The organism is Methylobacterium sp. WL119 (assembly GCF_008039875.1).
GTDB lineage: Bacteria > Pseudomonadota > Alphaproteobacteria > Rhizobiales > Beijerinckiaceae > Methylobacterium.
This window is the reverse complement of the sequence record NZ_VRUU01000067.1, coordinates 1-25544: the sequence shown is the minus strand read 5'-3', so window position 1 is coordinate 25544 and position 25544 is coordinate 1. Positions and strand designations below refer to the sequence as shown.

The 25544-nt window shown below is 72.1% G+C and carries 24 protein-coding genes; 12 read left to right on the top strand and 12 right to left on the bottom strand.

The window, feature by feature from the left end; genetic code table 11:
• The first annotated feature begins 173 nt into the window (after nucleotides 1-173).
• On the top strand, nucleotides 174-1043 hold the full coding sequence (locus FV227_RS20180) for an amidohydrolase family protein (RefSeq protein WP_147728657.1): 870 nt from the start codon (nucleotides 174-176) through the stop codon (nucleotides 1041-1043).
• 13 nt (nucleotides 1044-1056) lie between these two features.
• On the opposite strand, the gene FV227_RS20175 is transcribed toward FV227_RS20180, so the two are convergent.
• Nucleotides 1057-1365 (bottom strand): YciI family protein, encoded by a 309-nt coding sequence (locus FV227_RS20175; protein ID WP_147728656.1) that lies wholly within the window; start codon nucleotides 1363-1365, stop codon nucleotides 1057-1059.
• 310 nt (nucleotides 1366-1675) lie between these two features.
• On the opposite strand from FV227_RS20175, the gene FV227_RS20170 reads away from it, so the two are divergent.
• Entirely contained in the window at nucleotides 1676-2893 is a 1218-nt protein-coding gene (locus FV227_RS20170) for an ABC transporter substrate-binding protein (protein ID WP_147728658.1), read from the top strand.
• A gap of 48 nt (nucleotides 2894-2941) precedes the next feature.
• Here FV227_RS20170 and catC read toward each other — a convergent pair whose 3' ends face one another.
• Nucleotides 2942-3217 carry a muconolactone Delta-isomerase gene (catC, locus tag FV227_RS20165; RefSeq protein ID WP_147728655.1) on the bottom strand — a complete coding sequence of 92 codons (276 nt, stop codon included), beginning with the start codon at nucleotides 3215-3217 and terminating at the stop codon, nucleotides 2942-2944.
• 163 nt (nucleotides 3218-3380) lie between these two features.
• On the opposite strand from catC, the gene FV227_RS20160 reads away from it, so the two are divergent.
• The 5 genes from FV227_RS20160 (at nucleotide 3381) to FV227_RS20140 (ending at nucleotide 8670) form a co-directional block, all read left to right on the top strand.
• Nucleotides 3381-3629, top strand: coding sequence for a plasmid stabilization protein (locus FV227_RS20160; protein WP_147728654.1), 249 nt, complete (start codon nucleotides 3381-3383; stop codon nucleotides 3627-3629).
• A complete protein-coding gene (locus FV227_RS20155; protein WP_147728653.1) occupies nucleotides 3626-4048 on the top strand; it encodes a type II toxin-antitoxin system VapC family toxin in 423 nt (140 codons plus the stop codon). Before FV227_RS20160 ends, FV227_RS20155 begins: the two co-directional genes overlap by 4 nt.
• Nucleotides 4049-4262: 214 nt before the next feature.
• Nucleotides 4263-5591, top strand: a complete 1329-nt coding sequence (locus FV227_RS20150) for an aspartate aminotransferase family protein (RefSeq protein WP_147727317.1) — start codon at nucleotides 4263-4265, stop codon at nucleotides 5589-5591.
• Between the two features lie 154 nt (nucleotides 5592-5745).
• On the top strand, nucleotides 5746-6807 hold the full coding sequence (locus tag FV227_RS20145; protein WP_147727316.1) for an SDR family oxidoreductase: 1062 nt from the start codon (nucleotides 5746-5748) through the stop codon (nucleotides 6805-6807).
• A 183-nt stretch (nucleotides 6808-6990) separates the two neighbouring features.
• Nucleotides 6991-8670 carry a methyl-accepting chemotaxis protein gene (locus FV227_RS20140; RefSeq protein ID WP_147859758.1) on the top strand — a complete coding sequence of 560 codons (1680 nt, stop codon included), beginning with the start codon at nucleotides 6991-6993 and terminating at the stop codon, nucleotides 8668-8670.
• A gap of 12 nt (nucleotides 8671-8682) precedes the next feature.
• Here FV227_RS20140 and FV227_RS20135 read toward each other — a convergent pair whose 3' ends face one another.
• The gene (locus tag FV227_RS20135) at nucleotides 8683-9966 is read right to left on the bottom strand and encodes an ArgE/DapE family deacylase (RefSeq protein WP_147727314.1); all 1284 of its coding nucleotides are present in this window, start codon (nucleotides 9964-9966) and stop codon (nucleotides 8683-8685) included.
• Nucleotides 9967-10177: 211 nt separating this feature from the next.
• On the bottom strand, nucleotides 10178-10444 hold the full coding sequence (locus tag FV227_RS29155; RefSeq protein ID WP_147862970.1) for a hypothetical protein: 267 nt from the start codon (nucleotides 10442-10444) through the stop codon (nucleotides 10178-10180).
• A gap of 79 nt (nucleotides 10445-10523) precedes the next feature.
• Here FV227_RS29155 and FV227_RS20130 point away from each other — a divergent pair, with 79 nt between their 5' ends.
• Complete coding sequence (locus tag FV227_RS20130; RefSeq protein ID WP_147727312.1) at nucleotides 10524-10763, top strand: hypothetical protein; 240 nt, start codon at nucleotides 10524-10526, stop codon at nucleotides 10761-10763.
• A gap of 231 nt (nucleotides 10764-10994) precedes the next feature.
• Complete coding sequence (locus FV227_RS20125) at nucleotides 10995-11726, top strand: Crp/Fnr family transcriptional regulator (RefSeq protein ID WP_147727311.1); 732 nt, start codon at nucleotides 10995-10997, stop codon at nucleotides 11724-11726.
• A gap of 233 nt (nucleotides 11727-11959) precedes the next feature.
• On the opposite strand, the gene FV227_RS20120 is transcribed toward FV227_RS20125, so the two are convergent.
• Nucleotides 11960-13078, bottom strand: coding sequence for a molybdopterin-dependent oxidoreductase (locus FV227_RS20120; protein WP_147727310.1), 1119 nt, complete (start codon nucleotides 13076-13078; stop codon nucleotides 11960-11962).
• 162 nt (nucleotides 13079-13240) lie between these two features.
• Nucleotides 13241-13762: a DUF1993 domain-containing protein gene (locus tag FV227_RS20115; RefSeq protein ID WP_147727309.1), complete on the bottom strand. Its 522-nt coding sequence runs from the start codon at nucleotides 13760-13762 to the stop codon at nucleotides 13241-13243.
• A gap of 186 nt (nucleotides 13763-13948) precedes the next feature.
• Between FV227_RS20115 and FV227_RS20110 the strand changes: the two genes are divergently transcribed.
• Entirely contained in the window at nucleotides 13949-14458 is a 510-nt protein-coding gene (locus FV227_RS20110; protein ID WP_244029441.1) for a DUF2268 domain-containing putative Zn-dependent protease, read from the top strand.
• 608 nt (nucleotides 14459-15066) lie between these two features.
• Here FV227_RS20110 and FV227_RS20105 read toward each other — a convergent pair.
• Both FV227_RS20105 and FV227_RS20100 read right to left on the bottom strand, forming a co-directional pair.
• The gene (locus tag FV227_RS20105; protein WP_147728367.1) at nucleotides 15067-16446 is read right to left on the bottom strand and encodes an HD-GYP domain-containing protein; all 1380 of its coding nucleotides are present in this window, start codon (nucleotides 16444-16446) and stop codon (nucleotides 15067-15069) included.
• Between the two features lie 162 nt (nucleotides 16447-16608).
• On the bottom strand, nucleotides 16609-19023 hold the full coding sequence (locus FV227_RS20100) for a PAS domain S-box protein (RefSeq protein ID WP_147728366.1): 2415 nt from the start codon (nucleotides 19021-19023) through the stop codon (nucleotides 16609-16611).
• Nucleotides 19024-19295: 272 nt separating this feature from the next.
• Between FV227_RS20100 and FV227_RS20095 the strand changes: the two genes are divergently transcribed.
• Together FV227_RS20095 and FV227_RS20090 are read left to right on the top strand one after the other, a co-directional pair.
• Complete coding sequence (locus FV227_RS20095; RefSeq protein WP_187274884.1) at nucleotides 19296-20504, top strand: FIST N-terminal domain-containing protein; 1209 nt, start codon at nucleotides 19296-19298, stop codon at nucleotides 20502-20504.
• A complete protein-coding gene (locus FV227_RS20090; protein ID WP_147859755.1) occupies nucleotides 20501-21877 on the top strand; it encodes a hybrid sensor histidine kinase/response regulator in 1377 nt (458 codons plus the stop codon). Before FV227_RS20095 ends, FV227_RS20090 begins: the two co-directional genes overlap by 4 nt.
• Before the next feature lie 38 nt (nucleotides 21878-21915).
• Here the strand turns inward: FV227_RS20090 and FV227_RS20085 are convergent, their stop codons facing one another.
• From FV227_RS20085 to FV227_RS20070, 4 genes are all read right to left on the bottom strand, one after another.
• Nucleotides 21916-22374 (bottom strand): hypothetical protein, encoded by a 459-nt coding sequence (locus FV227_RS20085; RefSeq protein ID WP_147863069.1) that lies wholly within the window; start codon nucleotides 22372-22374, stop codon nucleotides 21916-21918.
• A complete protein-coding gene (locus FV227_RS20080) occupies nucleotides 22364-22969 on the bottom strand; it encodes a hypothetical protein (RefSeq protein WP_147729202.1) in 606 nt (201 codons plus the stop codon). The genes FV227_RS20085 and FV227_RS20080 overlap by 11 nt, the downstream gene beginning before the upstream one ends.
• A 76-nt stretch (nucleotides 22970-23045) precedes the next feature.
• Nucleotides 23046-23342: a hypothetical protein gene (locus tag FV227_RS20075; RefSeq protein WP_147729203.1), complete on the bottom strand. Its 297-nt coding sequence runs from the start codon at nucleotides 23340-23342 to the stop codon at nucleotides 23046-23048.
• 244 nt (nucleotides 23343-23586) lie between these two features.
• Entirely contained in the window at nucleotides 23587-25461 is a 1875-nt protein-coding gene (locus FV227_RS20070; RefSeq protein ID WP_348643785.1) for an L-glutamate gamma-semialdehyde dehydrogenase, read from the bottom strand.
• Between the last annotated feature and the right edge of the window lie 83 nt (nucleotides 25462-25544).

Below are 25544 nucleotides of genomic sequence, written 5' to 3'. Positions count from 1 at the left end.
GGTTTGTCCCTCCCCCCTCTGCGGGGGAGGGTGGGCCTCGCGTCAGCGAGGGTCGGGAGAGGGGAGCGACCTCTCCGGACAACGCGCTCCCCTCTCCCGACCCGCTGCGCGGGCCACCCTCCCCCGCTCAGGGGGGAGGGAAAGACTGCGTCGAGTTCGGAGGAGAGGACGCCATGATCCCGATCCGCGATTGCCCCGCCCCCGATCCGCATCCCGCCGGCCCGACGCGCTACGCGGTGCCGGCGGGCGCGGTCGACAGCCATGCCCACGTGATCGGCCGGCCGCCGGCCCATCCGTTCGTGGAGAATCGCAGCTACACCCCGCCGGCGGCGCCGGCGCAGGCCTACCTGGCGATGCTCGACGCCACCGGCATGGCCCACGGCGTGCTGGTCCAGGTCAGCGTCCACGGCACCGACAACCGGCTGCTGCTGGAGACGCTGGCCGCGAACGCCGAGCGCCTGCGCGGCATCGCCGTGATCCCCCTCGGGCTGCCCGAGCGCGACCTCCGCGCGATGAAGGACGCCGGCATCGTCGGCCTGCGCCTCAACGTGCTCTACGGCGGCGGCATCGATTTCGCGGCGGTCGAGGCCTACGGCGCGCTCGCCCGCGAGATGGGCTGGCACCTGCAATTCCTGATCGACGCCCGCAGCCTGCCGCCGCTGGCCCAGCGCCTCTCGCGGCTGCCGGTGCCCTTCGTCGTCGACCACATGGGCCACATGCCGACCGCGGCGGGCCTTTCGGACCCGGGCTTTTCCACCCTCGTGGCGCTGGTGCGCGACGGCGCCTGGGTGAAGCTCTCGGGCGCGTTCCGCACCTCGGTGGCGGGCGCGCCCTACGCCGACACCATCCCCTTCGCCCGGGCGCTGAACGACGCCGCACCCGAGCGCTGCCTGTGGGGCTCCGACTGGCCGCACGTCGCCGCCTGGGACGGGCCGCCGAAGCTCGCGACGCTCCTCGACCTGATCGCCGACTGGGTGCCGGACGAGGCCAGGCGCCGAAGGCTCTTCGTCGAGAACCCGCGCGCGCTCTACGGCTTCGGCTAGGCCTGGGCTTCGGCTAGGCCTGGGGCTTCAGGTAGCTCCGACCGTCGAGATAGGCCTTGCGCCAGCGCTGGATCGCGACCCGCTCGAACAGGCCGGCCTTCGCGAACGGGTCCTCGGCGATGAAGCGCTCGGCCTCCGCCCGCGTCTCCACGTCGACGAGGTAGAGGCCGCCGCCCGCATCCGACCCGTCGTCGGACAGTTTCGCGCCGCAGGCGAGCAGCCGCGCGGCCTGGGCCTCCAGGAAGGCGAGGTGCTCGGCCCTCGCCGCGCGGCGCAGGTGCTCGTGGCCGGGCTTGTCGAAGGTCTCGATGATGAACGGCATGGCGGCTCCGGGGGCGGGCTGCGGATGGCGGCGATCGTTTGTGTAGCGCGGCGCAGGCGATGGCGCGCCCGGGCTTCCTGACACCCGCGGGCGGTTCTCACCGGTTCGCCCCGGCCGGGCGCGATCGCGCACCGGGACGCCGCTATAGGTGAAGCCGGCCGCGCGCGAGGCCTCGCGCACGGCGTTGGCCTGCCTCCGGACGCGGGGAAAAACCGCCAACCGGGCGAGGCCGGATCACCGAATCCGCGGGCGGGCACGCGAATCGGGTTCGCGACCACAAGCCCCCGGGAGGACGATCGTGGCAAGGACCATTCCCGCATCCGCGCTCGCTGCAGCGCTGTCCACGGCCGTGCTGCTCGCGGCCACGCCGGCCTCCGCCCAATACGCCGACGGCGGCATCAGGATCGGCGTGCTGACCGACATGTCCGGCGGCTACTCGGACCTCGCTGGCAAGGGCTCGGTGACGGCGGCGCAGCTCGCGATCGAGGATTTCGGCAGGGCGATCGGCGGCCGCAAGGTCGAGCTGATCTTCGCCGACCACCAGAACAAGGCCGACATCGCCTCGACCATCGCCCGCCGCTGGTTCGACACGGAGGGGGTGGACGCGATCTTCGACACGAACTCGTCGGTGGCGGGGCTCGCCGTGCGCGAGGTCGCCCGCGCCAAGGGCAAGGTCGACATCAATTCCGGCGCCGGCTCGATGGCGCTGACCAACGCCGCCTGCTCGGCCACCGGCGCGCACTGGTCCTGGGACACCCACGCGCTCGCCGCCGGCACCGCCGCGGCGCTGGCCGACGACCCGAAGAACACCTGGTTCTTCATCACCGCCGACTACACCTTCGGGCACGACCTCGAGGCCCAGGTCACCCGCGTGGTGCGGGCCAAGGGCGGCACGGTGCTCGGCTCGGTCAAGCACCCGTTCCCGAACGCCGACTTCTCGTCCTACCTGATCCAGGCGCAGGCCTCGGGCGCCCGGATCATCGGCATGGCCAATGCCGGCGCCGACACGATCAACACCATCAAGCAGGCCGCCGAGTTCGGCATCGCCGAGGGCGGCCAGTCGCTCGGCGGCCTCAACATCTTCCTCACCGACGTCAACTCGGTCGGCCTGAAGGCGGCACAGGGCATGATCCTGACGACGGGCTTCTACTGGGACCTCGACGACCGCACCCGCGCCTTCGCGAAGCGCTTCGGCGAACGCATGGGCGGGCGGATGCCGACCATGGTCCAGGCCGGCGACTACTCGGCGGTGCTGCACTACCTCAAGGCGGCCGAGGCGGCGGGCACCGACGACGGCCTCGCGGTGATGGCCAAGATGCGTGCGCTGCCGATCGAGGACGCCTTCGCGCGCAACGCCAAGCTGCGCCCCGACGGCCGCATGGTCCACGACATGTACCTGGCGCGGGTGAAGACCCCGGCCGAGTCGAAGGGCCCGTGGGACTTCTACACGATCCTCAAGACCATCCCCGGCGACGAGGCCTTCCAGCCGCTGGCGCAGAGCACCTGCAGGCTGGTGACGAACCCGTGACCCCAGCCTTCCCTCTCCCGCAGAGGGGAGAGGGAAGGGGCCCCCCGCTCACAAGGCCGACGGGTGCCGGGCCAGCGGCGTCACCGTCACGCTCATGAACGGGAACAGCGGCAGGCCGGAGAGGATCGCGTGCAGCTCGTCGTGGTCGGCCACGTCGAACACGCTGATGTTGGCGTACTGCCCGGCGATGCGCCAGAGGTGCACCCACCGGCCCGATTCCTGGAGCGCCCGCGCCTGCGCCTTCTCCTCGGCCTTCAACCGGTCGAACTCGGCCGGCGGCAGCTGCGTGGGCGGATGGACGTCCATCCTGACGTGATACAGCATCGATGCGTCCTCGCGTCACGAGCCGGCGCTCGCCCCTCCCGGGAGCGCTCGGCCATCGCGTATCATGGACGGCGACCGTGCGGATGACGACCGCAGGCCCGAGCGATCCTTGCCGGTCGATCCGTCAAGGAATAATCTGCAGTCATTGACGACAGGCGCGCCCATGGCCGTGATGACGATCCGCAACATCGACGACGCGCTCAAGGCGCGCCTTCGCATCCGTGCCGCGATGCACGGCCGATCGATGGAGGACGAGGCGCGCGACATCCTGCGCTCGGCGCTCTCGAGCGAAGTTTCCCGCCCGCGCGATCTCGGCCGGGCGATCCATGAGCGCTTCGCGGCGCTCGGCGGCGTCGACCTGCCGGAGGTGCCGCGGGACCCGGGCCGGGAGCCGCCGAGCTTCGAGGCGTGATCGTCCTCGACACCAACGTCCTCTCCGAGCTGATGCGGGCGAGCCCCGAGCCGAAGCTCCTCGCCTGGCTCACCCAGCAACCGATCGCGGGCCTGTTCACGACGACCCTGACGCAGGCCGAGATCTTCTACGGCCTCGCCCTCCTGCCGGAAGGGCGGCGGCACATCGGGCTGACGGAAGCGGCACGGACGATGTTCGAGGTCGAGATGGCGGGGCGGGTCCTATCCTTCGACGGCGAAGCCGCCTCGGCCTACCCGGAGATCGTCGTCGGACGGCGCAAGGCCGGCCAGCCGATCAGCCAGATCGACGGACAGATCGCGGCAATCGTGCGGTCGCGCGGAGCGCGCCTCGCGACGCGCAACGCCCGGGACTTCACCGGATGCGGGATCACCGTCATCGATCCCTGGGCGTCCGCCTGACGGACGCGTCTCGACGGCGCGGGGCGACCCGGCGCCGGCCGAGCGCGTCGGCGCAGCCGGGAATGCGGCGCGCCCTCGACCGCCGCCCACGCCGGGCGGCCGTTGCCGGGCACATGCCGGAGGCGCCCGGCTTGCGCGAAAGGGGGTTGTTGCGGCGCGCGAAACCGGGTCCCCTGCCGGCACGATCGCGAGCCGAGGAGCCCTCATGTCCGACCTGAACGCACGGAAGAACGCGCCCTCGCTGGAGGCGTTCTGGATGCCGTTCACGGCCAACCGCCAGTTCAAGGCGGCGCCGCGGATGTTCGTGGCCGCCGACGGGATGCACTACACCACCGACGACGGCCGCCAGGTGCTCGACGGGACGGCGGGCCTGTGGTGCTGCAACGCCGGGCACGGCCGCCGCGGGATCGCGAGCGCGGTCGAGCGCCAGCTCGCGACGATGGACTTCGCCCCGACCTTCCAGATGGGCCACCCGATCGCGTTCGAATTCGCCGAGCGCCTGGCCGAGATCGCGCCTGGGCCGGCCGGCGCCGCGCTCGACCGGGTGTTCTTCACCGGCTCGGGCTCGGAATCGGTCGACACCGCGCTCAAGATCGCGCTCGCCTACCAGCGGGCGGTCGGCCAGGGCACCCGCACCCGGCTGATCGGGCGCGAGCGCGGCTATCACGGCGTCGGCTTCGGCGGCATCTCGGTCGGCGGCATCGTCTCGAACCGCCGGGCCTTCCCGACGCTGCCGGGCACCGACCACCTGCGCCACACCCACGACCCGGCCCGCAACGCCTTCACCAAGGGCCAGCCCGAGCACGGGGCCGAGCTCGCCGACGACCTCGAGCGCCTCGTGGCGCTGCACGGCGCCGAGACCATCGCCGCCTGCATCGTCGAGCCGGTGGCGGGCTCGACCGGCGTGCTGGTGCCGCCGAAGGGCTACCTCGAGCGCCTGCGCGCGATCTGCGACGCGCACGGCATCCTGCTGATCTTCGACGAGGTGATCTCCGGCTTCGGGCGGCTGGGCGCGCCCTTCGCCGCCGACTTCTTTGGGGTGACGCCCGACCTCGTCTGCACCGCCAAGGGGCTGACCAACGGCACCATCCCGATGGGCGCGGTCTTCGCCGGCCGCCACGTCCACGACGCGCTGATGAACGGCCCGGACGGGATCGAGCTGTTCCACGGCTACACCTATTCCGGGCACCCGGTCGCCTGCGCGGCGGGGCTGGCGACCCTCGACATCTACCGCGACGAGGGCCTGCTCACCCGGGCGGCGGACCTCGCCGACGACTGGGCCGCGGCGATGCACGACCTGCGCGGGCGCGCCCGCGTCGTCGACATCCGCACCATCGGCCTGATCGCCGGGATCGAGCTGGAACCGCGCCCCGGCGCGCCGGGCAAGCGGGCCTACGACGTGTTCGTCGACTGCTTCGCGCGCGGCCTGCTGATCCGCGTCACCGGCGACATCGTCGCGCTCTCGCCGCCGCTGATCCTGGAGCACGGCCAGATCGGCGAGATCGCGCAGGTGCTGGGCGACGCGATCGACCGGGTGGCGTGAGGCCGGGGGCCCGGTTCCGCAATCCGGGCGATGCGGGCACCTCCCCTCCCCCGCAGAGGGGGAAGGGAAGAGGCGTCTTCGCTGCAACGCAACGCACGCCCGCTGGTTGAACCCGCATACGAAGGCCGCGCGCCTTCGGCAGCGAGGGTCATGCATGACGGGTTCGGTTCTGATCGTGGGCGCCAGCGGCATCGTCGGGAGCGCGGCCGCCGAGCGGTTCTCCGCCGAGGGCTGGGCGGTGGCGGGGCTGGCGCGCAAGCCCGTGGCGCAGGACGGCGTCGTGCCCGTCGCCGCCGACCTGCAGGATCCGGCCTCCCTCCAGCGGGCGCTCGCGGGCCTCAAGCCGAGCCACGTGGTGCTCGCGACCTGGATGCGCCGCGACACCGAGGCCGAGATGATCCGCGTCAACGGCGCGATGGTGGAGAACCTGCTCGACGCGCTGCGGCCGGCGGCCTCGCTCCGGCACGTCGCCCTGGTCACCGGCCTGAAGCACTATCTCGGCCCGTTCGAGGCCTACGGGAAGGGCTCGGTGCCGCAGACCCCGTTCCGCGAGGACCAGGGTCGGCTCGACGTCGAGAACTTCTACTACGCCCAGGAGGATGCGGTGTTCTCGGCCGCCGCCCGCGACGGCTTCCGTTGGAGCGTCCACCGCCCGCACACGATCATCGGCAAGGCGGTCGGCAACGCCATGAACATGGGCACGACGCTGGCCGCCTACGCCACCCTGTGCCGCGAGACCGGCCGGCCGTTCCGCTTCCCAGGCTCCGGCATGCAGTGGAGCGGGCTGACCGACATGACCGACGCGCGGCTGCTCGCCCGCCACCTGCTCTGGGCCTCGACCAGCGCCGACGCGGCCAACCAGGACTTCAACGTCGTCGACGGCGACGTCTTCCGCTGGAGCTGGATGTGGGGCCGGATCGCGGCCTGGTTCGGGCTGACGCCCGAGCCGTTCGACGGGACGGTGCGCCCGCTCGCGGCGCAGATGGCCGAGGACGGCCCGATCTGGGCGGAGATCGCTTCGCGCCACGGCCTCGCCGAGCCCGACCTCGCCAAGCTCGCCTCGCCCTGGCACACCGACGCCGACCTCGGCCGGCCGATCGAGGTGGTCACCGACATGAGCAAGAGCCGTCGGCTCGGGTTCCTCGCCTACCAGCCGACCGACGACGCATTCTTCGACCTGTTCGCCCGCCTGCGGGCCGACCGGCTGATCCCGTGAGCCGCGCCTGACGGGACGGCCGGCGCGATCCCGCATCGAGCCGGCCGATTCCTCGCCCCGGCGGCGTAGACCGGCAAGGTCGCGCCAAGGGGAAATCTTGCGCATCCGAGGACCGTCCGGTCCTTATAGGGTGATCTTAACCGGGATCGACAATCACGGAGCCTTGCGACGAAGGATTCCGCGATGCTGGCCCATTTCTCGATCCGTGCGCGCCTAGTCGGCGCGGTGCTGGTGCTGTTCCTGCTGACGGCCGGGCTCGGCGGCTTCTGCTACGCGCGCCTGCACGCCCTCAGCACCGTGACCGACGCGCTTGCGGGCAATGCGCTGCCGTCCACCCGCATCCTCGGGCGGCTCGCCACCAACTTCGAGGCGCTGCGCAGCCGGCAGCTCGCCTACCTCGTCTCCAGCGACGAGCGGCGGCCGCAATCGCTGCCGCGGCTGCGCGCCAGCATGGCCGAGCTGGACGCGGACCTGAAGGACTATGCCGGCTTCGTCAGCCCCGGCGAGGAGGCGCTGTGGGAGGCGGTGAAGGCAACCGTGCCGGCCTACTCGGCGATGGGCGAGGAATTCCTGCGGCGGCTGCAGGCGGGCGACGCGAAGGGCGCGAGCGCGCACCTCCTCGACGGCATGCTCCCCGCGCTCAACGCCGCGCGCGCCGCGCTGAAGGCCGACCTCGCCTTCAACGACGCCGCCGGCCGGGCGAGCGCCGAGAGCGCCACGGCGCTCGGCGAGCAGGCGCGCTTCGCCATCGCCGTCGGCCTCGGCCTCGTCGCGGCGACGGCGTTGGCGGTCGGGTGGATGTCGGTGTTCACGATCTCCGTGCCGGTGCAGCGGATGGCCGGGGTGATGGACACGGTGGCGGCGGGCGACACCGCGATCGCCGTGCCGCATACCGGCGAGCGCAGCGAGATCGGCGCCATGGCGGCGGCGGTGCAGGTGTTCAAGGACAACCTGATCCGCACCCGCAAGCTCGAGGCCGACACGGCACAGGCGCGGCTGGCGGCCGAGGCGCAGCGCAAGGCCGGCATGCGCCAGATGGCCGACGACTTCGAGGCGGCGGTCGGCGGGATCATCGGCATGGTGTCGTCCTCGGCGACCGAGCTGCAGGCCACCGCCCAGACCCTGACCGCGACGGCGACCGAGACGGCCGGCCAGTCCACCACGGTCGCGGCCGCGGCCGAGGAGGCCGGCACCAACGTCAACACGGTGGCGGCGGCCGCCGAGGAGCTCGGCTCCTCGGTGGCCGAGATCGGCCGGCAGGTCGGCGGCTCGGCCGAGCTCGCGCATCTGGCCGTGCGCGAGGCCGACCAGACCGGCGCCCGGGTGCAGGAGCTGAGCGCGGCGGTGTCGCGGATCGGCGCCGTGGTCGGGCTGATCTCGGACATCGCCGGCCAGACCAACCTGCTGGCCCTGAACGCCACCATCGAGGCGGCCCGCGCCGGCGCGGCCGGCAAGGGTTTTGCCGTGGTCGCCTCCGAGGTGAAGGCCCTGGCCGAGCAGACCGCCAAGGCGACGAGCGAGATCTCGGGCCAGATCGCGCAGATCCAGGCCTCGACCGGTCAGGCGGTCGCCTCGATCGGCGGGATGACCGGGCGCATCCGCGAGATCAACGCGGTGGCCACCGCGATCGCGGCGGCGGTCGAGGAGCAGGGCGCGGCGACCCAGGAGATCGTGCGCAACGTCGGCCAGGCGGCGATGGGCACGGCCGAGGTGACCAGCAACATCACCGGCGTCGCCGGCGCCGCCGAGGAGACCGGGGCGGCCGCGACCCAGGTGCTCGGCGCGGCGTCCGAGCTGTCGCGCCAGTCCGAGCACCTCGCCGCCGAGGTCGGGCGCTTCCTCGCCACCGTGCGCGCGGCCTGACCGCGGGCGGGATCAGGCCGGCTCGGTCCCGCACCATTCGGCCACGAACAGCGCCATCGCCGTGGTGATGCGCCGGACCGAGGCGAGGCTGACGCGCTCGTCGAAGCCGTGGATGTTCTCGCTCCGCGGGCCGTAGCACAAGGCCGGCACCCGCTCGTAGAGGGCGTGCACCCGGGTATCGAGGTAGCAGGGCGACATGACGCTCGTGAGCGCCGTCCCGACCGCCGCGCGGTGGGCGGCGGCGAGCACGTTCTCGGCGTCCGAGCCCGGCTCCAGCACGTAGCCCTCGGCGAAGAAGCCGTCGAAGCTCACCCGCGGCGGCGTGCCCGACAGGAACGGGTCGGTGCGGGCGAAGGCGCCGACCGCCGCCTCGATCTCGGCGGCGGCGTCGGCCGCGCGGAGGCCGGGATAGAGCGCGATCCGGCAGCCGATGCGGCACCAGGCCGGCACCGAGGAGATCCAGTTGCCGCCCTCGATCCGGCCGATATTGAGGTTGATCGGGTGCTCGGCCTCGGCGAAGTGCGGCCGGCCGGCCCGGTCGGCGTTCCAGCGCGCCTCGACCGCGCGCAGGGCGCCGATCACCCGGTAGGTCGCGTCGATGGCGTTGGCGCCGGCCCCCATCTCGCGCACGTGCACCGGGCGCCCGCGCACCTCGACCGTGAACCACAGCACGCCGGTGTTGGCCCGCACCAGGGCCTCGTCCATCGGCTCGGGGATCAGCACCGCGTCGGCGCGGTAGCCGCGCAGGTGCGCCGCGAGCGCGCCGTTGCCGGTGGATTCCTCCTCGACCACCGACTGGATCGTCACGGTGGCGGCCGGCTGCAGGCCGATGCGGCGCAGGGCGTCGAGGGCGAACAGGTTGGCCGCGTGCCCCGCCTTCATGTCGGCGGCGCCGCGCCCGTACATCCAGTCGCCGGCGATCACCGGATCGAAGGGCGGGTGCGTCCACAGATCGAGCGGCCCGGGGGGCACCACGTCGACATGGGCCTGGAGGATCAGCGAGCGCCCGCGCTCGTCCCGCGGCCGGTGGATGCCGACCACCACCGGCGCCTCGGAATGCCCGGCCGCGACCTTGGCGCCGCCGGGATGGGCCTCGACCGCGGCGGCGTCGATGCCGAACCGCTCGGTGGCGTAGCCGCGCGCGCGGAAGCCGCGGAACACGAAATCCTGGATCGCGTGCTCGGCGCCGCGGGTCGAGCCGAACCGCACCAGCGTCTGGGTGTGGGCGACCTGGTCGGCGAACCCGTCCGCGACGGAAGCCGCGATGCGGGCGGCCAGGGCAGGATCGAGGCGCATGCGGGGTCCTCAGGGCTCGCGACGGCGGAACGCCGCGAGCCTACCGCGCCCGCGCGCGCCGGCCTAGGCGAAGGCCGGCGCGGCATGCCTTCGCGCAGCGGTCGCCGGCGAGACGACCGGAAGCTCTGGGCTGGATCGCACGCGTCGCCCCATCGAATGCGGAACGCGATCGGGACATCGCCTCGTTCCGACGCCGCGATTCGCCCCGAGGTCACCCGACCTCGTCGCCTCGGAGATCTTGCGGTTCGCGCGCAGGCCGGCTGCGCTGGGCGATCGCCTTGCCGACCGTGAACAGGAGCGTCCGACTCATCGTCTTCATCTCGTGCGTGCCGTGCTCGTCGATGACGGCATGCGCGGCCATGACCGCGTCGGCGACCGCATTCAGATCAGGCGTGTGATCCACAAGCATTTCCTTCCTGCACGGAAAGATAAAATGTAAAATTTTTACAGAGCTGTGCCTGTCTCTATTCTTGTACATTATTTACGATTTTACTACCCCCTCTGCAATGCTAAGATGCATTCCTGTCGAGCTAGAGACGGATACACGAGGGAATAAGATGGATATGCCGACACCTAAGGGGACCGACATGGCCCCTGAAGTCAGCGGTTCCGAGACGCTCGCTCATCTCGCGCTGATGCTCGGCTGCTCCCCAGACTCATTCTTCGAGCAGTCCAACGCCGGCTACCCGAAGGATGCCTCGCTGCTCATCCAGACTTGGCTGGCGATCAAATCGCCGAAAGGGCGCGACGCGGTGTTCGCGTTCGCCCGCGAGATGCTCCGGGCGGAGAAGCAGTAAGATCACGCGGATTGCTCGGCACCTCTCCCTTGGATGGAGAATCGGATCACGCTCGATAAGTAAAAATATGACGATTTATCCGGGAATTCCACCTGATTGATGTCCATGGTACGGCTCGGAGCGATTGCTGATCTATGTATCGCGCACCATGTATTCTCGGTGGTCGGCTCGTTTCAGGGCGCTGACGATTGAGGGACAGCGTGTGCTCTTGCCCGCAACGCGAGAGCACACGTGGCAGATCTCCAGCAGGCCGCCCTGCGCAACCGCCTCCTGCGCGCGCTGCCTCCGGAGGACTTCGCCGCCCTGGCGCCTGCGCTGCGTCCCGAGGCGATCCCGCTCCGGCGCGTGCTCATCTCGGCCAACACGCAGATCACGAGCGTCCACTTCGTGGAGGCGGGCATTGTCTCCGTCACCTCCGATGCGCCCAGCGGCCGCATCGAGATTGGGCTGCTCGGCCGCGAAGGCTTGGTCGGGGCCGCCCCGGTCCTGCTCGACGACGACCGCAGCCCGTTCACCCACTTCGTGCAGGCGGCCGGGCACGTCTTGACGGTCGATGTGCCCGACCTGCGCGCCGAAGTGGAGCGACGCCCCGCCCTACGGAGCCTCCTGCACCGATACATCCAGACCCAAACCATCCAGACCGCGCAGACCGCGTTCGCGAACGCCCGCGGCGGTACGCCGACCCGCCTCGCCCGTTGGCTGCTGATGTGTCACGATCGCGGCGAGGGCGACGACATCACGGTCACGCAGGAGTTCATGTCGCTGATGCTGGGCGTCGAACGGCCCGGCGTGACGATGGCGATGAAGGTTCTCGAGAAGGACGGCCTCGTCGGCAAGCGCCGGGGCCACGTCCAGATCATCGACCGCGAGCGTCTGCTCGATGTGGCGGGGGACGGCTACGGCTTGGCCGAGACCGAGTACGCTCGGCTGATCGAGGGAAGCGACGCTCCGGAGGCGCGGTAGCCCGCGCCACGACCGCGTCACGGGTCGGGCCGACACCGAGCCGCGGAGGGGACTTGCCGCCGGTGGATGCCCGCGGGGCGGACGCCTCGGGAGCGGCCGTCGCGCGCCCGCCGGCTCGCGACCCGCCTCATGCCAAGCCTCGCCGAGCGTGACGCATCGAGCCTTGGCCCCCGCGACTGCGGGGCGGCGGTCGTCCGCCGGACCTCATGGGTCCTGACCTATGAGACCCGGTATCAGTCGTGCGCCGCGGGGATCGCGCCATCGATGCGCGCTGCGGTGACGCTCACCCGCACGCGGTGCCAGCAGGCGCAGAGGTAGCCCTTGTGGTTCCAGGTGTCGTCCGGCAGCGCCGGCTGCGTCTGGCCGGCGGCGTCCCAGGCGCGGACCGCGAGCTCGTGCTCGCCCGGCGGCAGATCGAGCTCCACCGCCCAGAACGTCCAGGCGAACGGCGCGCCGGCCGCGTGCTCCAGGTTGGCCTGCCGCCAGGACCGGCCGCCGTTGCCGGAGACGTCGACGCGCACGATGGCCCGGTCGCCGCTCACCGCGTAGCCGCGAACCCTGGTGCGACCGGCGCGGAGGGCGGCGCCGCGCTCCGGCTCGCAGATCGCGGCGTTCAGCGGCATCGTGTCGATGGTGTGCCCCCGGGCCGGGTCCGCCGTCTCGGCGCCGACGTCGGGCGGGTACAGCTTGTAATCCTCGGCCTGGATCGGGTTGTCGGACGGGCGATCCTGCACGGCGAGGCGCCGGAGCCATTTGGGGCTGCGCACGCCGGCGAATCCCGGCACCACCGCGCGGACCGGGAAGCCGTGCTCGGGCAGCAGGGCTTCCCCGTTCATGGCGTAGGCGAGCAGGGTCTCGGGCGCCATCGCCTTGGCGAGCGGGATCGAGGCGCCGTACGGGCGGCCGTCCACCCGGTCGTGGCTCTCGAAGGCCACGTGGAGATCGGCGCCCTCGGTGACGCCCGCCGCGCGCAGGAGGTCGCCGAGGCGCACGCCCGTCCAAGCGGCCGTGCCGATCGCCCCGGCATCCCACGGGTCGCCCGAGACCGGGGCGACCGCCCGCATGTCGGCGCGCCGGTTGCCGGCGCACTGCAGCGTCGCCGTGACCGTGACCTGCGGGAAGCGGGTCCGCAGGTCGTGCAGCGAAAGCGCCCGCGCGGCACCGTCTCCGCCCTCGACGGCGAGGCGCCAGGTGTCGGGGTCGAGGTCCGGCAGGTCGCCGTGCGAGCGGACGTAGAAGTCCTCCGCCGGGGTCCGGTAGGCGGCCCGCAACCGGGCGAGCGGCGGCTCGGCGTTGTAGGGCCGATCGCCGTGGACGATCAGGCGTGCCTTTCGCTCGGCCAGGCTCGACATCGGGGCTCCCGTTCGGATGCGGACACGGGCCATGAACGCGCCGGCGGCGCGAAGGCTCACGCGCCGCCCCGAAACGGCCCGGGCGACATCGTCACAGGCGTTGGCGCGCTCCCGCGCGCGCCCGATCCCGGGGATCGGGTCCGGGCCGGGGAGCCCGAGCGGCTACTTCGTGGCGTGGAGGGTCGGCGGCCCGAGATGCTGCAGGAAATCCGGCTTGCCGAGGCTCACCCCGGCGGCCCGCAGAATGCCGTAGGCCGTGGTGACGTGAAAGAAGAAGTTCGGAAGCGCGAAGCCGGTGAGGTAGCCCTGCCCGCTGAAGCGGTATCCCATGCCGTTCGGGAACGTCAGCTCCACCGCGCGCTCCGCACCGAGGGCCAGAGCCGCCGGATCGACGCCCTCGACGAAGGCGATCGTCCGGGCGCAGCGCGCCTTGAGCTCGGCGAAGCTCGCCTCGACGTCGGGCATCGCGGGCGCCGCGATCCCGGCGAGCCGGGCCACCGCGTTCTTCGCGCTGTCGGACGCCATCTGATACTGGGCCGGCAACGGCTTCATGTCCGGAGCCAGCCGCCGGCCGAGCAGGTCGGCCTCCGGCTTCTCCGCCGCCGCCTTGTCGAGCCACGCGCTCATGTTGCCAAGCGCGTGGACGAAGACCGGGACGCTGACGTCGTGGATGCTGATGCTCATCCGGCCTGGCTTAGGCGGCGGCCCGGGACGACGCGGTGACGGGGCGCACACCGCGCGCGGGCACGCCGGGCGACGGGGCCGCACGGCCGGCGGGTCGCGTCGGGACCGTGCGGTCCGGGCGCCGGCCTGGGCTGCCGGTCGAAGGGCGGTTCGCCGCGACGCGGTCGGCAGCGCCTGCCCGGCGCGGTGATTCCGGAGACCGGCACGACGGGAGAGGCGGTGCGCCCCGGCCTGTTCTCCCTCACCATCGACCACGGCACCCCCAACTTCGCCCGCGCGCTGCGTGACGGGGATCTGCGCCGGACCGTCGCGCACGAGGCGCACCACGGCATGCGCATGGCCGGGCCCGGCTACGGCTGGACGCTCGGCGAGGCCCTCGTGAGCGAAGGCTTGGCGGGGCGGTTCGTCGGCCACCTGTTCGATTCGCCGCCCGAGCCGTGGGAATGCGCGGTGACCGACGCGGAACTCGCGGCCAACCTGCCGGACGACGCGACGCTCGCGGGCGCCGGGCACGACCACCGCGCCTGGTTCTTCGGGGCAGGACGGTATCCGCGCTGGCTTGGCTACACCCTCGGCTACCGGATTGTGGGCGACTGGCTCGAAGCGGACGCCGACACCGGCGGTGGCGCATGGGTCGACATCCCCGCGCCCGACGTCATCGTGGCGGCGCGCGGGCGCACGCTGCCGAACCTCTGACCGCCGGCCCGGGCCGCCTCCCAGCCCCGAGGCGGAATGGCCAAGCCGGTCGATGACGGCGGCTTCCGACACCGGCGGATGCTTGTCCGCACGGCCGGCACGGGCCGAGATCGGCCGGTCCGCTCTGCGACCGGATCGGATGGAAAGCGGCCCCTGGCGTTTTCCCCGGAAGCAGACGTCCGGAGTCGGACCCGACCACGCCCTTGACGCCGACGTCGGTGGTTTTCGAAAGCCGACGAAGGCGGCGTTCCGGACGGTCAGCGCGATCGAAGACTTGCACTCCTAGAAGTTGTACTTCCGGTTGCATCAAATGCGATCGACTTTGCTATCACCCTGTCCTGCCGGATGCTGCATGATGAACTCACACGGCGGGTGCCAGACTTTTCAGCCGACGCCTTCAGCGCAAGCCAACATCAGAAAGCTCAGATCATGCTGACCCGCGGCCTCAATTGGCTTTTCCTCCGGGCCTTGGGTTCGCCCGCCTGCGGTTGGGTGGTGCGCACGGTCATCGTCTCGACGTCGGGAGACGCATCACCTCGTGCCGACGGCAGGGCCTCCAAGATGATCCTGATCCGGTAGTCGGAGGGTTCGCCGAGAGGCGGCTCGGCTCAAGCCGCCCGCGCAAGATCGCCCTCGATCGAGGCGAGCGCACGCTCCAGCGCCGCGAAGCAGATCGGGTCGAACGCAGTGCCGAGATCCGCGCGCATGATGCCGAGCGCCTTCTCGAGCGACATGGCCGCCCGGTAGGGCCGGTCGGCTGTCAGCGCGTCGAACACGTCGGCGACCGAGACGATGCGGGTCTCGGGCTCGATCGCGTCGCCGCTCAAGCCGCGCGGATAGCCCTTCCCGTCCAGCCGTTCGTGGTGTCCGCCACCGATGCGGGCCATCTCATGGAACACGGCCGCGCGGGTCAGGATGGTCTCGGAGAGGGACGCGTGATTGCGCATGTCCCGCCACTCCGCGTCATCCAGCTTGCCGTTCTTGTCGAGGATCGCGTTCGAGACCCCGAGCTTGCCGACGTCGTGAAGCAGCGCAGCCCGCTTCAGCCAGCGGCGGCGCTCCGACGTGTAGCCAAGCTCGGCCGCGATCATGTCGGCGTAGACGGCAACCCGCTCCGAATGGCCGGAGGTGAACGGGCTCTTGGCGTCGATGATCTGCGCGAAGGCACGGGCGATGTCGTCGAGGTAGTCCTCATCAACGACGATCGGGCTGACCGGTGCCAACGCGAACACCGCCTCCTCGACCTCATCCGAGGCCAGGGTATCCCAGAAGCCGGGCTCGGATGCGGCCGCTTCGAAGCAGGCGACGATCTGAGGATCGAACCATGTGCCCGAGCGCGCCCGCACCTCGGCCATCGCGGCCGCGGGGCCGGCTGCGGTGTGGAACACGTCCACGACCTGAGCGAGCAACGCCATCCGTGCGTAGAGCGGGATCCCCGGGCCGACCAGGCGGTCCGGTCTGCCGCCGCCGTTCCAGTGCTCGTCCAACGCGTGGATGGCCTCGCAAACGCTCGCGGGGAAGCGAAGCTGCCGGGCGATCTGGGCACCGCGCTGGCAGCGGGTTTGGATCAGTTCGTCGGTGATCGCTCCGCCGTTCTGCAGGATGTTGAGCACGGCACGGAAGCGTTCGGCGAGGCCGGCCTTGAGGCCGGTATGAGAGAAGACGAAGCCGAGCACCTTCGGCAGGCTGTCGCTCACCGTCTTGAAGTCGCGTTTGAAGCTGAGATCGTCGGACAGATAGAGCTCGCAGATGCGCGCGGCGTTGCTGGAGCACCCGAGATCCTTCAGCATCACCGTGTGGTAGAGTTCCCAGAGCTGCAAGTCCGGGAGGCCCATCTCGCGGCCGATGTGGAAGCCGATCCAGGTCGCGCGCACGCAATGCCCGACGGGCTGACCTTCCGTCAGGTCGAGGGCGTGGCTCAAGGCACCCAGCACTTCCGACAGCTGGATCGTCCTGGCTTCCTCGTCGCCGCCTGATACAATCCGCATCGTTCTCGTCCGGCCTCTTGGCTTATCGGTCTCGATAGGCGCCAAGACTGCCTCAAGAACCTGATCAAAGCGTTGCGTTGCCTTGCGCACGCCGATCCGCCCCGAGCGGACCTTTCCAGCGTCCGCAAAAGGTCGCAGCCCCTCGGATCGCCGGCAGAGCCCCTACCGCCCGGCGATCAGCGCCTTGAGGCGGGTGGCGAGGGCGTCCATCGGGAAGGGCTTGGTCAGCACCTCCATGCCGGGGTCGAGGTGGCCGTGGCCGAGGATCGCGGTCTCGGCGTAGCCGGTGATGAACAGCACCTTGAGGTCGGGCCGGCCGACGCGGGCCGCGTCCGCCATCTGGCGGCCGTTCATGCCGCCGGGCAGGCCGACGTCGGTGACGAGCAGGTCGATGCGCATGCCCGATTGCAGCACCGCCAGGCCGGCGACGCCGTCGGCCGCCTCGATCGCGGTGTAGCCGAGATCCTCCAGCACCTCGGTGACCAGCATGCGCACCGAGGGCTCGTCGTCGACGATCAGCACCGTCTCGCCCTGCTCGGCCCGGGCGGCCTCGGCGGGGACGGGCGCCCCGTCGTCGCCGTCGGCCTCGCCGTGGTGGCGCGGCATGTACAGGCAGACGGCGGTGCCCCGGCCGGGCTCGGACCGGATCCGCACCTGCCCGCCCGATTGCCGGGCGAAGCCGTGGATCATCGACAGGCCGAGGCCCGTCCCCTGGCCCATCGGCTTCGTGGTGAAGAACGGCTCGAACACCCGGGCCACCACCTCGGGCGGCATGCCGGTGCCGGTGTCGGTCACGCACACCGCGAGATACTCGCCCTCGGGGATGTCGTGCGCGGCCGCGGCCGCCCGGTCCAGCCGGGAGTTGGCGGTCTCGATGGCGATGCGGCCGCCGTTCGGCATCGCGTCGCGGGCGTTGATGCAGAGGTTCAGCAGCGCGTTCTCGAGCTGGCCCGGATCGATCAGCGCCGGCCACAGGTCCGCCGCGCCGACCCGCTCCAGCGCGATCTCGGGGCCGATGGTCCGGCGGATCAGCTCCTCCATCCCGCCGATCAGCCCGTTCACGTCGGTCGGCTTCGGCGTCAGCGTCTGCCGGCGCGAGAAGGCGAGCAGGCGGTGGGTCAGCGCGGCCGCGCGGCGGGCCGCCCCCTGCGCCACGCCCATGTAGCGCTCGAGGTCGTCGAACCGGCCCTGGCCGATCCGGCTCTGCATCAGCTCCAGCGCGCCGGAGATGCCGGCCAGCAGGTTGTTGAAGTCGTGCGCCAGGCCGCCGGTGAGCTGGCCCACCGCCTCCATCTTCTGCGATTGCCGCAAGGCCGCCTCGGTCTGCATCAGCTCGGCCGTCCGCTCGGCGACGCGCTGCTCCAGGGTCTCGTTGAGGGCGCGCAGCGCCGCCGCCGCCCGGTCGCGCTCCGCCTGCACGGCGCGGCGCTCCTCGACGTCGATCAGAACGCCGGGGAAGCTCGACGGGGTGCCGTCCTCGGCCCACTCGACCCGGCCGTTGGCCTCGATCCAGTAGTAGCGCCCGTCCGTCCGGCGCACGCGGTACTGGTGCGCGTAGGCGCCGCCCTTCCGGATCGCCGCGTCGATCGCCGCGGCCAGGCCGACCTGGTCGTCGGGGTGGACGGTGGCGACGATCTGGGCGAGCGGGATGCCGGTGCGGCCGAGCGCCGGGTCGAGGCCGAAGCTGCGGGCGAAGGCCTCGTCGACGGTGAACCGGTCGGTCGGCAGGTCCCAGTGCCAGGTCCCGATGATCGCGCCGGCCTCGAGGGCGAGCTGCACCCGCTCGGCATTCTCGCGCGCCAGGGTCTCGCTGACGCGCAGGCGCTCCTCCGCGCGCTTGCGCTCGGTGACGTCGTTGAAGAAGATCGCGATCTGCCGCTCGGCCGGATCCCCGACCCGCACGGCGCGCACGTCGAACCAGCGCGCGAACGCCTCCGCATAGCTCTCGAACGTCGCCGGCTCCCCGGTCCAGGCGACGCGGCCGTAGGTCTCGAACCAGAACCGCTCCAGGTCGGGCGCGAACTCGGTGACCCACTTGCCGCGCAGGTTCACCCCGGCCTGGCGCTCGAAGGCCGGGTTCGCCTCGATGAAGCGGTAATCGACCGGGCGCTCGCCCTCGAACCGCACCTCGACGATGGCGAAGGCGGTCTCGATGGTCTCCAGGAGCGTGCTGAAGCGGTCCTGCGTCGCGCGCAGGCGCTCGCCGGCCTCGTGCTGCTGGGTGCGGTCGCGGACGATCTTGACGTAGCCCTGGTGGACGCCGTCCTCGTCGCGCAGCGGCATCAGCGCGCCGGAGGCCCAGAACCGGCTGCCGTCCCGGCGCAGGTGCCAGCGCTCGTCGCTCGCCTGGCCCTCGGCGAGGGCGGCGCGCATCTCCCGCTCGACGCAGCCCGCGGCCCGGTCCTCCGCGGTGAAGATGCGCGCCGACGACCCGCCGACGACCGCCTCGCGGGGCCAGCCGAAGATGGTCTCCGCCCCCGCGTTCCACTCCGTCACCGCGCCTTCCGGGTCGGTGACGATGACGGCGAAGTCGATGGCGCTCTCGATGACGTTCTGAAGGCGGTGGCGTCCGGGCATGGCCCCGGTTTAGCCGCATCCGCCGCGCGATTTATGTAGCCGCCCGGCCACGCCGGCGCGTCGGTTGCGGAGCGACCCTTTTGCGGGTCGGCCGTTCCGATGCCGCGAGACCCGCTTGCCCCTGCCGGGCCGCGCGGATCCCGGCCGTGCCGGGCGCGGTTCCGCCACCGGTTGCACGTTTCGGTTGCCCGCCACATACTCGCGCGTGCCGCCTGCGGACCAACCCGGGGGCCGACGGCGATCGGGGGCGGGGCGTGGCACAGGGAACGCAGATGCGCACGCATCTGTGCGGCATCAGGACGGCGTGGACGGAGCGCGGCTCCGCCGGCGAGGCCGTCGCCGAGATCGCGCGGGCGGTCGGCGCCGACGCGGCCCAGCTCCTGGTGTTCTTCTCCCCCGACTACGACCCCGAAAACCTGAGCCGGCGGCTGGCCGAGGCGTTTCCGCGGGCCGAGATTTCCGGCTGCACCATGTCGGGCGGGATCGCCCCGGCCGGCGGGCTCGACCGCGGCCTGGTGGCGATCGCGTTCCCGGCGGACGGCTTCCGCATCGTCTCGACGGTGCTGGACGCGATCGACCACCTCGACGTCGAGCGCACCGCGGGCGCGGTGCGGGCGCTGCGCCGCCGGCTCGAGCCGCACGGGCCCGACCACGCCCAGCCGACCCGCTGCTTCGCGCTCTCGCTGATCGACGGGCTCGCCAACGCCGAGGAGACCGTGGTCTCGGCCATCGCCTGGGCGCTGGAGGGCATCCCGCTGGTTGGCGGCTCGGCCGGCGACGACCTCACCTTCCGCGACGCGGTGCTGCTGCACGGCGGCGCGATCCACCGCAACGCCGCCGTGCTGCTCCTCGTCGAGAGCGACTTTCCGGTGCAGATCTTCAAGAGCGACAACTTCGAGCCGACCGACGTGAAGTTCGTGGTGACCGCCTCGGACGGAGAGTCGCGCACCGTCTACGAGCTCAACGCCGAGCCGGCCGCGCGCGAATACGCCATGGCGGTGGGGCTCGACCCCGAGCGGCTGACGCCGATGAGCTTCGCCGCCTACCCGCTCGCGGTGAAGGTCGGCGGCGAATACTTCTGCCGCTCGATCCGGCGGCTCAACGCCGACGGCTCCCTCAGCTTCTTCTGCGCCATCGACGAGGGCGTGGTGCTGACGCTGGCCGAGCCGCGCGACATCGTCGCCTCGACCCGGGCGGAGCTCGCCCGGCTCGACCGGGCGCTCGGCGGCGTCGACCTGATCATCGGCTTCGAATGCGTGCTGCGCCGGCTCGACGCCGAGAGCCGGCAGGTGCGCCAGGGCATCGCCGACCTCTACCGGCGCTACGACATGGTCGGCTTCGAGACCTACGGCGAGCAGTACCGGGCGATGCACCTCAACCAGACGTTGACCGGCATCGCCATCGGCAAAAGGCCCGCGGACGAGAGGCTTGCGAGCGAAGGGCCTGCGGAGGCGACGCCCGCCCCGCCGGCGCTCCCGTGACCCTGCACGACGCCGGCCTGGAGGGCGAGGCGTCCCTGCGCCGGCGCATCGCCAAGCTCGAGCGGATCAACGCCGCGCTGATGGCGCATGTGGAGCGCAGCACCGACCAGCGCGGCGGCGCCTATGCTTTGTTCCAGACCGCGATCACCCTGGAGGGCCGCGTCCGCACCCGCACCGAGGAGCTGACGGCGCTGATGCACCGCCTCGAGCGCTCGAACGAGGCGCTGGTGGCGGCCAAGGAGGAGGCCGAGACCGCCAACCGCTCCAAGACCCGGTTCCTGGCCGCCGCCAGCCACGACCTGCTGCAGCCGCTGAACGCCGCCCGCCTCTCGATCTCGGCGCTCGCCGACCTGCCGCTCGGGCCCGAGGCGAGCCTGATCGGCGCCCAGGTCGAGCGCGGCCTGCAGACGATCGAGGACCTGATCAAGACCCTGCTCGACATCTCCAAGCTCGATGCCGGCATCGTCCACCCGCAGGTGCGGCCCGTGCCGCTGCCCGACCTGCTGGCGGGGCTGGCGGCGAGCTTCGCGCCGTTCGCCGCGCGCAGGGGCCTGCGCCTGGTGGTGCGCAGCCCGGAGCTGGCTGTGTCGAGCGACGGCATCCTGCTGCGCCGCATCCTGCAGAACCTGCTCTCCAACGCGATCCGCTACACCGCGTCCGGCGGCGTCGCCCTGGTCGCGCGCCGCCGCGCCGGCACGGTCCGGGTCGACGTGATCGATACCGGCTGCGGCATCGCCGCCGACGAGCACGCGCTGGTGTTCGACGAGTTCTACCGCGGCAGCGCGAACGGCGCCGGGACGCCGCCGCGCGCCGCGGAGGGCGACGGGCCGGGCCTCGGCCTCGGGCTCTCGATCGTGCGGCGCCTGGCGCTGGCGCTCGACCACCCGCTGGCGCTGGCCTCCCGCCCGGGGCGCGGCACGCGGGTGTCGCTCACCCTGCCCCCGAGCGCCGTGCCGGCCGCGTCCGAGCCCGCGGCGCGGCCCGGGCCGGTGGCGACGCGGCTCTCGGGCGCCCGCGTCGTCGTGGTCGAGAACGACGCCGCCACCGCCGACGCGCTCGAGCGGCTGCTCAAGAACTGGGATGCGCGCGTCGCCACCTTCCGCGATCCCGCCGGCGTCGCGGCCGCCCTGCGTGCGGGCGCGCTCGCGCCCGACATCCTGATCCTCGACTACCACCTCGACGACGGCGCCCGCGGGCTCGACGTCGCCGCCCTGCTCCGGGAAGGGCGCACCGCGCCGCTGCCCGTCATCGTCACCACCGCCGACCACGCCCCCGAGATCGCGGCGGAGGCGGAGGCCCTCGGCGCCGAGCTGGTGCACAAGCCGATCAAGCCGGCGCAGCTGCGCGCGCTGCTGACCTCCATGCTGGCGTGAGGACGGGCGAGCCGGCGCCGGCGCGACGGCGATCGGGATCAGCTGCGGGGGGCGCCACAGCGAACGAAGACGGCCGTCCTCCCGTCCTCGCTCTCGATCAATCGTCCATCCCGCAGCCGCCACGAGACGGTCCGCTCGGATTGGATGCCGTCCCGGATGCAGGCGAGGGCCACGCGCGCGCCTCGTCCGTCCTCGGCGATGTGCGTGATCCAACAGCGCCACTCGAAGCCGTCCACCGTCGACCGGCCGATGCGGAAGGCGGCATCCTCGTTCGTCATGCCCGCCCGGCAGTGCTTCGGGGACGCGGCCCAGACGCCGCGATAGGCAGAGGCCCCTGCCTCTGCGGAGGACACGCTCAGCAGCCCGATGAGCGAGCCTGCTATGTGATGCTGCACCATCGCCGACCCGTTCGTCGTCTGGAAGATCGACCGCCTCGGCGCGAGATAGACCTTCGCCATGACCGGCCGATGACGGGTGTCGGATGTGTCACGGGTCATGTCCGCGGGGCGCGGATTCAGGCCGGCATCGGGTCTGAGCGCGATGCCGGTGCCCGATCGTGCCGGTGCCGGGGGCGACGCCGGCCCATTCCTCCGGCGAGAACAGAACGCGTCGGGTGACGGTTCCGAGCGCGAGGCAGGGCAGGAGCGAGAGCAGCATCAGGCCGAAGAAGGCCGAATCGGGCAAACCGCTCCCGAGGGCGATGAGGCAGTTCCCGCCGAACGAGAGGAATGCGAGGTCGGCGGCCGAGTAGAGATTCGCATAGTCGCGCAGGCTCAGCTGTCCGCTCCACGCCCGGTTTCCGACGATCAGGACGACGGTCGACCAGAGCGACAGTGCGGTCACGGCGCCCGCTGCGTTCGTGGACAGCTTGAACGGAGGGCGCGTGAGGAGGAGGAGCAAGCCGAAATAGGTGAGGTAGAAGACGGCAAACAACGCGACCTGCCGTGCACGCCCGACGCTGCCTTCGAAGGGATACCGCATGACGCGCCTCGATCTGCGATTTCGCTTCCATCCTATGCGCCGAAGCGCGCGGCCGTCGATCAGCGAAGCGATCACGAAAGGCGGATGGGTCGTGTGATGCGCGGGGAGCATCGATCTGGCCACCGACGCGGTCGGCGGAGGCCGCGGGTCGATGTCGGCTCCGTCGCGGAGGCTGCCGACGAAGACCTTAGGCGGCCGGTACTATCTCGGCGGCGGGCGCGTGCTTCTTCCGCTTGCGCTTGCGCACCGTCACGACCGCGTCGGCCTCCTCGTCGGCGCCGCGCTCGGACAGGGCGAAGCCGTGCAGGTCCGCCGACGCGTCCGCGGCCGGGGCCTCGGCAAGGGCGTAGAACGCGGCGCGGACGATCTCCTTCTTGCTCGCCTCCGGGTGCTTCTCCCGGATGGCCGTGCGGATCGCCTTCGGCGTCATCCCGGGCGTGACGACGCTGCGCATCGTCGCCGCGATCTCCTGCATCGATGCCATGGGTTCGTTCCTTCACGCGACGGGCCGCCCGCGCTCCGGCTCCGGCTTAACCCAAGTTACATTTCGATGACACGGCCACACTGCTGGCATATCGCCGACCAGACCTTGCCCGCGCCGCGCCGACCCCGTATCCCACCCGGGTTCCTTCACGAGACCGGAACCAACTCAGGGCGCACCTCTGCCAAGAGGCGCGCCTTTTTCGTCGGCGCCGATCCCGGCACGGGCGCTGCCGGATCGCATGGGATCATGCGTCGAGCGCCATCAGGCTGGCGTTGCCGCCCGCCGCCGCCGTGTTGATCGACACCGTGCGTTCCGCGAACAGGTCCGAGAGCTCGTAACCCGCCTCCGGATCGGAGGCCGTGGGGATCGACAGGATCGTGAGGATCGGCCCGTCGCGCTCGGCGATCCTGCGGACCAGCCCCGCGAGATCGGCCCGCTCGCCCGCATGCAGCACCCCGCCGAGGCCGGGCGCGCCCGCGGGATCCTCGGCGGGGACGATCCTCCGCAGGACCGCCGCGGGCAGGCCGTCGAGCAGGCCCGACGACGCCCGCTCCGCCGCGATCACCGCGCGCTGGCCGGTGGCCAGGATCGCGCCGAGCTGGCGCAGGGTTCCCGCCTCGTCCGAGGCGAGCGCCGCGATCGGGCCGCGCGGGCGGAGGCCGTAGCTGTTGCGCTCGCCGACCGGGCCCGGCAGCACCGATTCGGTCAGCGCGGGCATCCGGGCGAGATCGCGCTCGACCCGGGACGCGACCTCGGCGTGGCCCCGCTGCCGGAGCCAGCCGATGTAGGCCCGAGCGACCGGATCGACGACCGCCTCGGCCGGGGACCGGGCCGCGTCGGCGGGGGCATCGGCCCAGGACGGGGCCGGGCGCGTCATCAGCCGGCGGAGGTAGCGCGGCCCGCCGGCCTTCGGCCCCGTGCCGGACAGGCCCGTGCCGCCGAACGGCTGCACGCCGACGACGGCGCCGATGGTGTTGCGGTTGACGTAGACGTTGCCCGCCCCGATCCGGTCGAGGACGCGCGTCACCGTCTCCTCGATGCGGGTGTGCAGGCCGAAGGTCAGCCCGTAGCCGGTGGCGTCGATGGCGTCGACGAGGGCATCGAGGTCGTCCCGCCGGTAGCGGAGCACGTGGAGAACCGGCCCGAACACCTCGGCCTCCACGTCCGAGACCCGGTCGATCGCGATCACCGTCGGGGGCACGAAGCTGCCCGCGTCCAGGGCCGGATCCTTCCGCCCTTGCGGGTTCTCGCCCCCTTGCGCGATCGCGTGGCCCCGGCTCCGCATCGTCTCGATGTGGCGGAAGATCCCTTCGGCCGCCTCGGCGGTGATCACCGGGCCGACGTCGACGGACAGGCGCCGGGGATCGCCCACCGCGAGCTCGCGCAGGGCCCCGTGCAGCATGGCGAGCGTCCGCTCGGCGATCTCCTCCTGCAGGCACAGGATGCGCAGGGCCGAGCAGCGCTGGCCGGCCGAATCGAAGGCGGAGGCGAGGACGTCCGCCACCACCTGCTCGGGCAGGGCGGAGGAATCCACGATCATCGCGTTCTGCCCCCCGGTCTCGGCGACGAGCGGCACCGGCCGCCCGTCCGCGGTCAGGCGGTCCGCCAGCGTCCGCTGGATCAGGCGGGCGACGGCGGTCGAGCCGGTGAACATCACGCCCTGGACCCGGGCATCGCCGACGAGCGCCGCGCCGACCGCGCCCGCACCGGGCAGGAGATGCAGCACCCTTGCCGGGATCCCGGCCTCGCCCAGCAGCCGCACCGCCTCGGCCGCGACGAGCGGAGTCTCCTCGGCCGGCTTGGCGAGCACGGGGTTGCCGGCCGCGAGGGCGGCCGCGACCTGCCCGGTGAAGATCGCGAGGGGGAAGTTCCAGGGGGCGATGCAGGCGACCGGGCCGAGGGGCCGTGCCTCCGGGCCGCAGACCCGTTCGGCCTCGCCGGCATAGTAGCGCAGGAAGTCCACCGCCTCCCGCACCTCGGCGACGGCGTTCGCCAGGGACTTGCCCGCCTCCCGCACGATCAGGCCGAGCAGGACCGGCATCCGCGCCTCGAAGGCGTCCGCGGCGGCGCGGAGCAGGCCGGCGCGAAGGGCCGGCCTGCTGCGGTGTGGTTTACACATATCCGAGCCCCCGCGCCCGGGGCCGATGGCGTTTGGCGGGGTGTGGGTGGAAAAAAAAAGGGGGGGGGGGGGGGGGGGGGGGG

Excerpts from the sequence above, each read along its gene's own strand:
- FV227_RS20070 (WP_348643785.1), bottom strand. The coding sequence starts at position 25,461 with ATGTGTAAACCACACCGCAGCAGGCCGGCCCTTCGCGCCGGCCTGCTC.
- FV227_RS20095 (WP_187274884.1), top strand. The coding sequence starts at position 19,296 with ATGCGCACGCATCTGTGCGGCATCAGGACGGCGTGGACGGAGCGCGGC.
- FV227_RS20100 (WP_147728366.1), bottom strand. The coding sequence starts at position 19,023 with ATGCCCGGACGCCACCGCCTTCAGAACGTCATCGAGAGCGCCATCGAC.
- FV227_RS20085 (WP_147863069.1), bottom strand. The coding sequence starts at position 22,374 with ATGACCCGTGACACATCCGACACCCGTCATCGGCCGGTCATGGCGAAG.
- FV227_RS20160 (WP_147728654.1), top strand. The coding sequence starts at position 3,381 with ATGGCCGTGATGACGATCCGCAACATCGACGACGCGCTCAAGGCGCGC.
- FV227_RS20175 (WP_147728656.1), bottom strand. The coding sequence starts at position 1,365 with ATGCCGTTCATCATCGAGACCTTCGACAAGCCCGGCCACGAGCACCTG.
- FV227_RS20135 (WP_147727314.1), bottom strand. The coding sequence starts at position 9,966 with ATGCGCCTCGATCCTGCCCTGGCCGCCCGCATCGCGGCTTCCGTCGCG.
- FV227_RS20105 (WP_147728367.1), bottom strand. The coding sequence starts at position 16,446 with ATGCGGATTGTATCAGGCGGCGACGAGGAAGCCAGGACGATCCAGCTG.
- FV227_RS20145 (WP_147727316.1), top strand. The coding sequence starts at position 5,746 with ATGACGGGTTCGGTTCTGATCGTGGGCGCCAGCGGCATCGTCGGGAGC.
- FV227_RS20080 (WP_147729202.1), bottom strand. The coding sequence starts at position 22,969 with ATGCTCCCCGCGCATCACACGACCCATCCGCCTTTCGTGATCGCTTCG.
- FV227_RS20075 (WP_147729203.1), bottom strand. The coding sequence starts at position 23,342 with ATGGCATCGATGCAGGAGATCGCGGCGACGATGCGCAGCGTCGTCACG.
- catC (WP_147728655.1), bottom strand. The coding sequence starts at position 3,217 with ATGCTGTATCACGTCAGGATGGACGTCCATCCGCCCACGCAGCTGCCG.
- FV227_RS20115 (WP_147727309.1), bottom strand. The coding sequence starts at position 13,762 with ATGAGCATCAGCATCCACGACGTCAGCGTCCCGGTCTTCGTCCACGCG.
- FV227_RS20180 (WP_147728657.1), top strand. The coding sequence starts at position 174 with ATGATCCCGATCCGCGATTGCCCCGCCCCCGATCCGCATCCCGCCGGC.
- FV227_RS20120 (WP_147727310.1), bottom strand. The coding sequence starts at position 13,078 with ATGTCGAGCCTGGCCGAGCGAAAGGCACGCCTGATCGTCCACGGCGAT.
- FV227_RS20130 (WP_147727312.1), top strand. The coding sequence starts at position 10,524 with ATGGATATGCCGACACCTAAGGGGACCGACATGGCCCCTGAAGTCAGC.
- FV227_RS29155 (WP_147862970.1), bottom strand. The coding sequence starts at position 10,444 with ATGTACAAGAATAGAGACAGGCACAGCTCTGTAAAAATTTTACATTTT.
- FV227_RS20140 (WP_147859758.1), top strand. The coding sequence starts at position 6,991 with ATGCTGGCCCATTTCTCGATCCGTGCGCGCCTAGTCGGCGCGGTGCTG.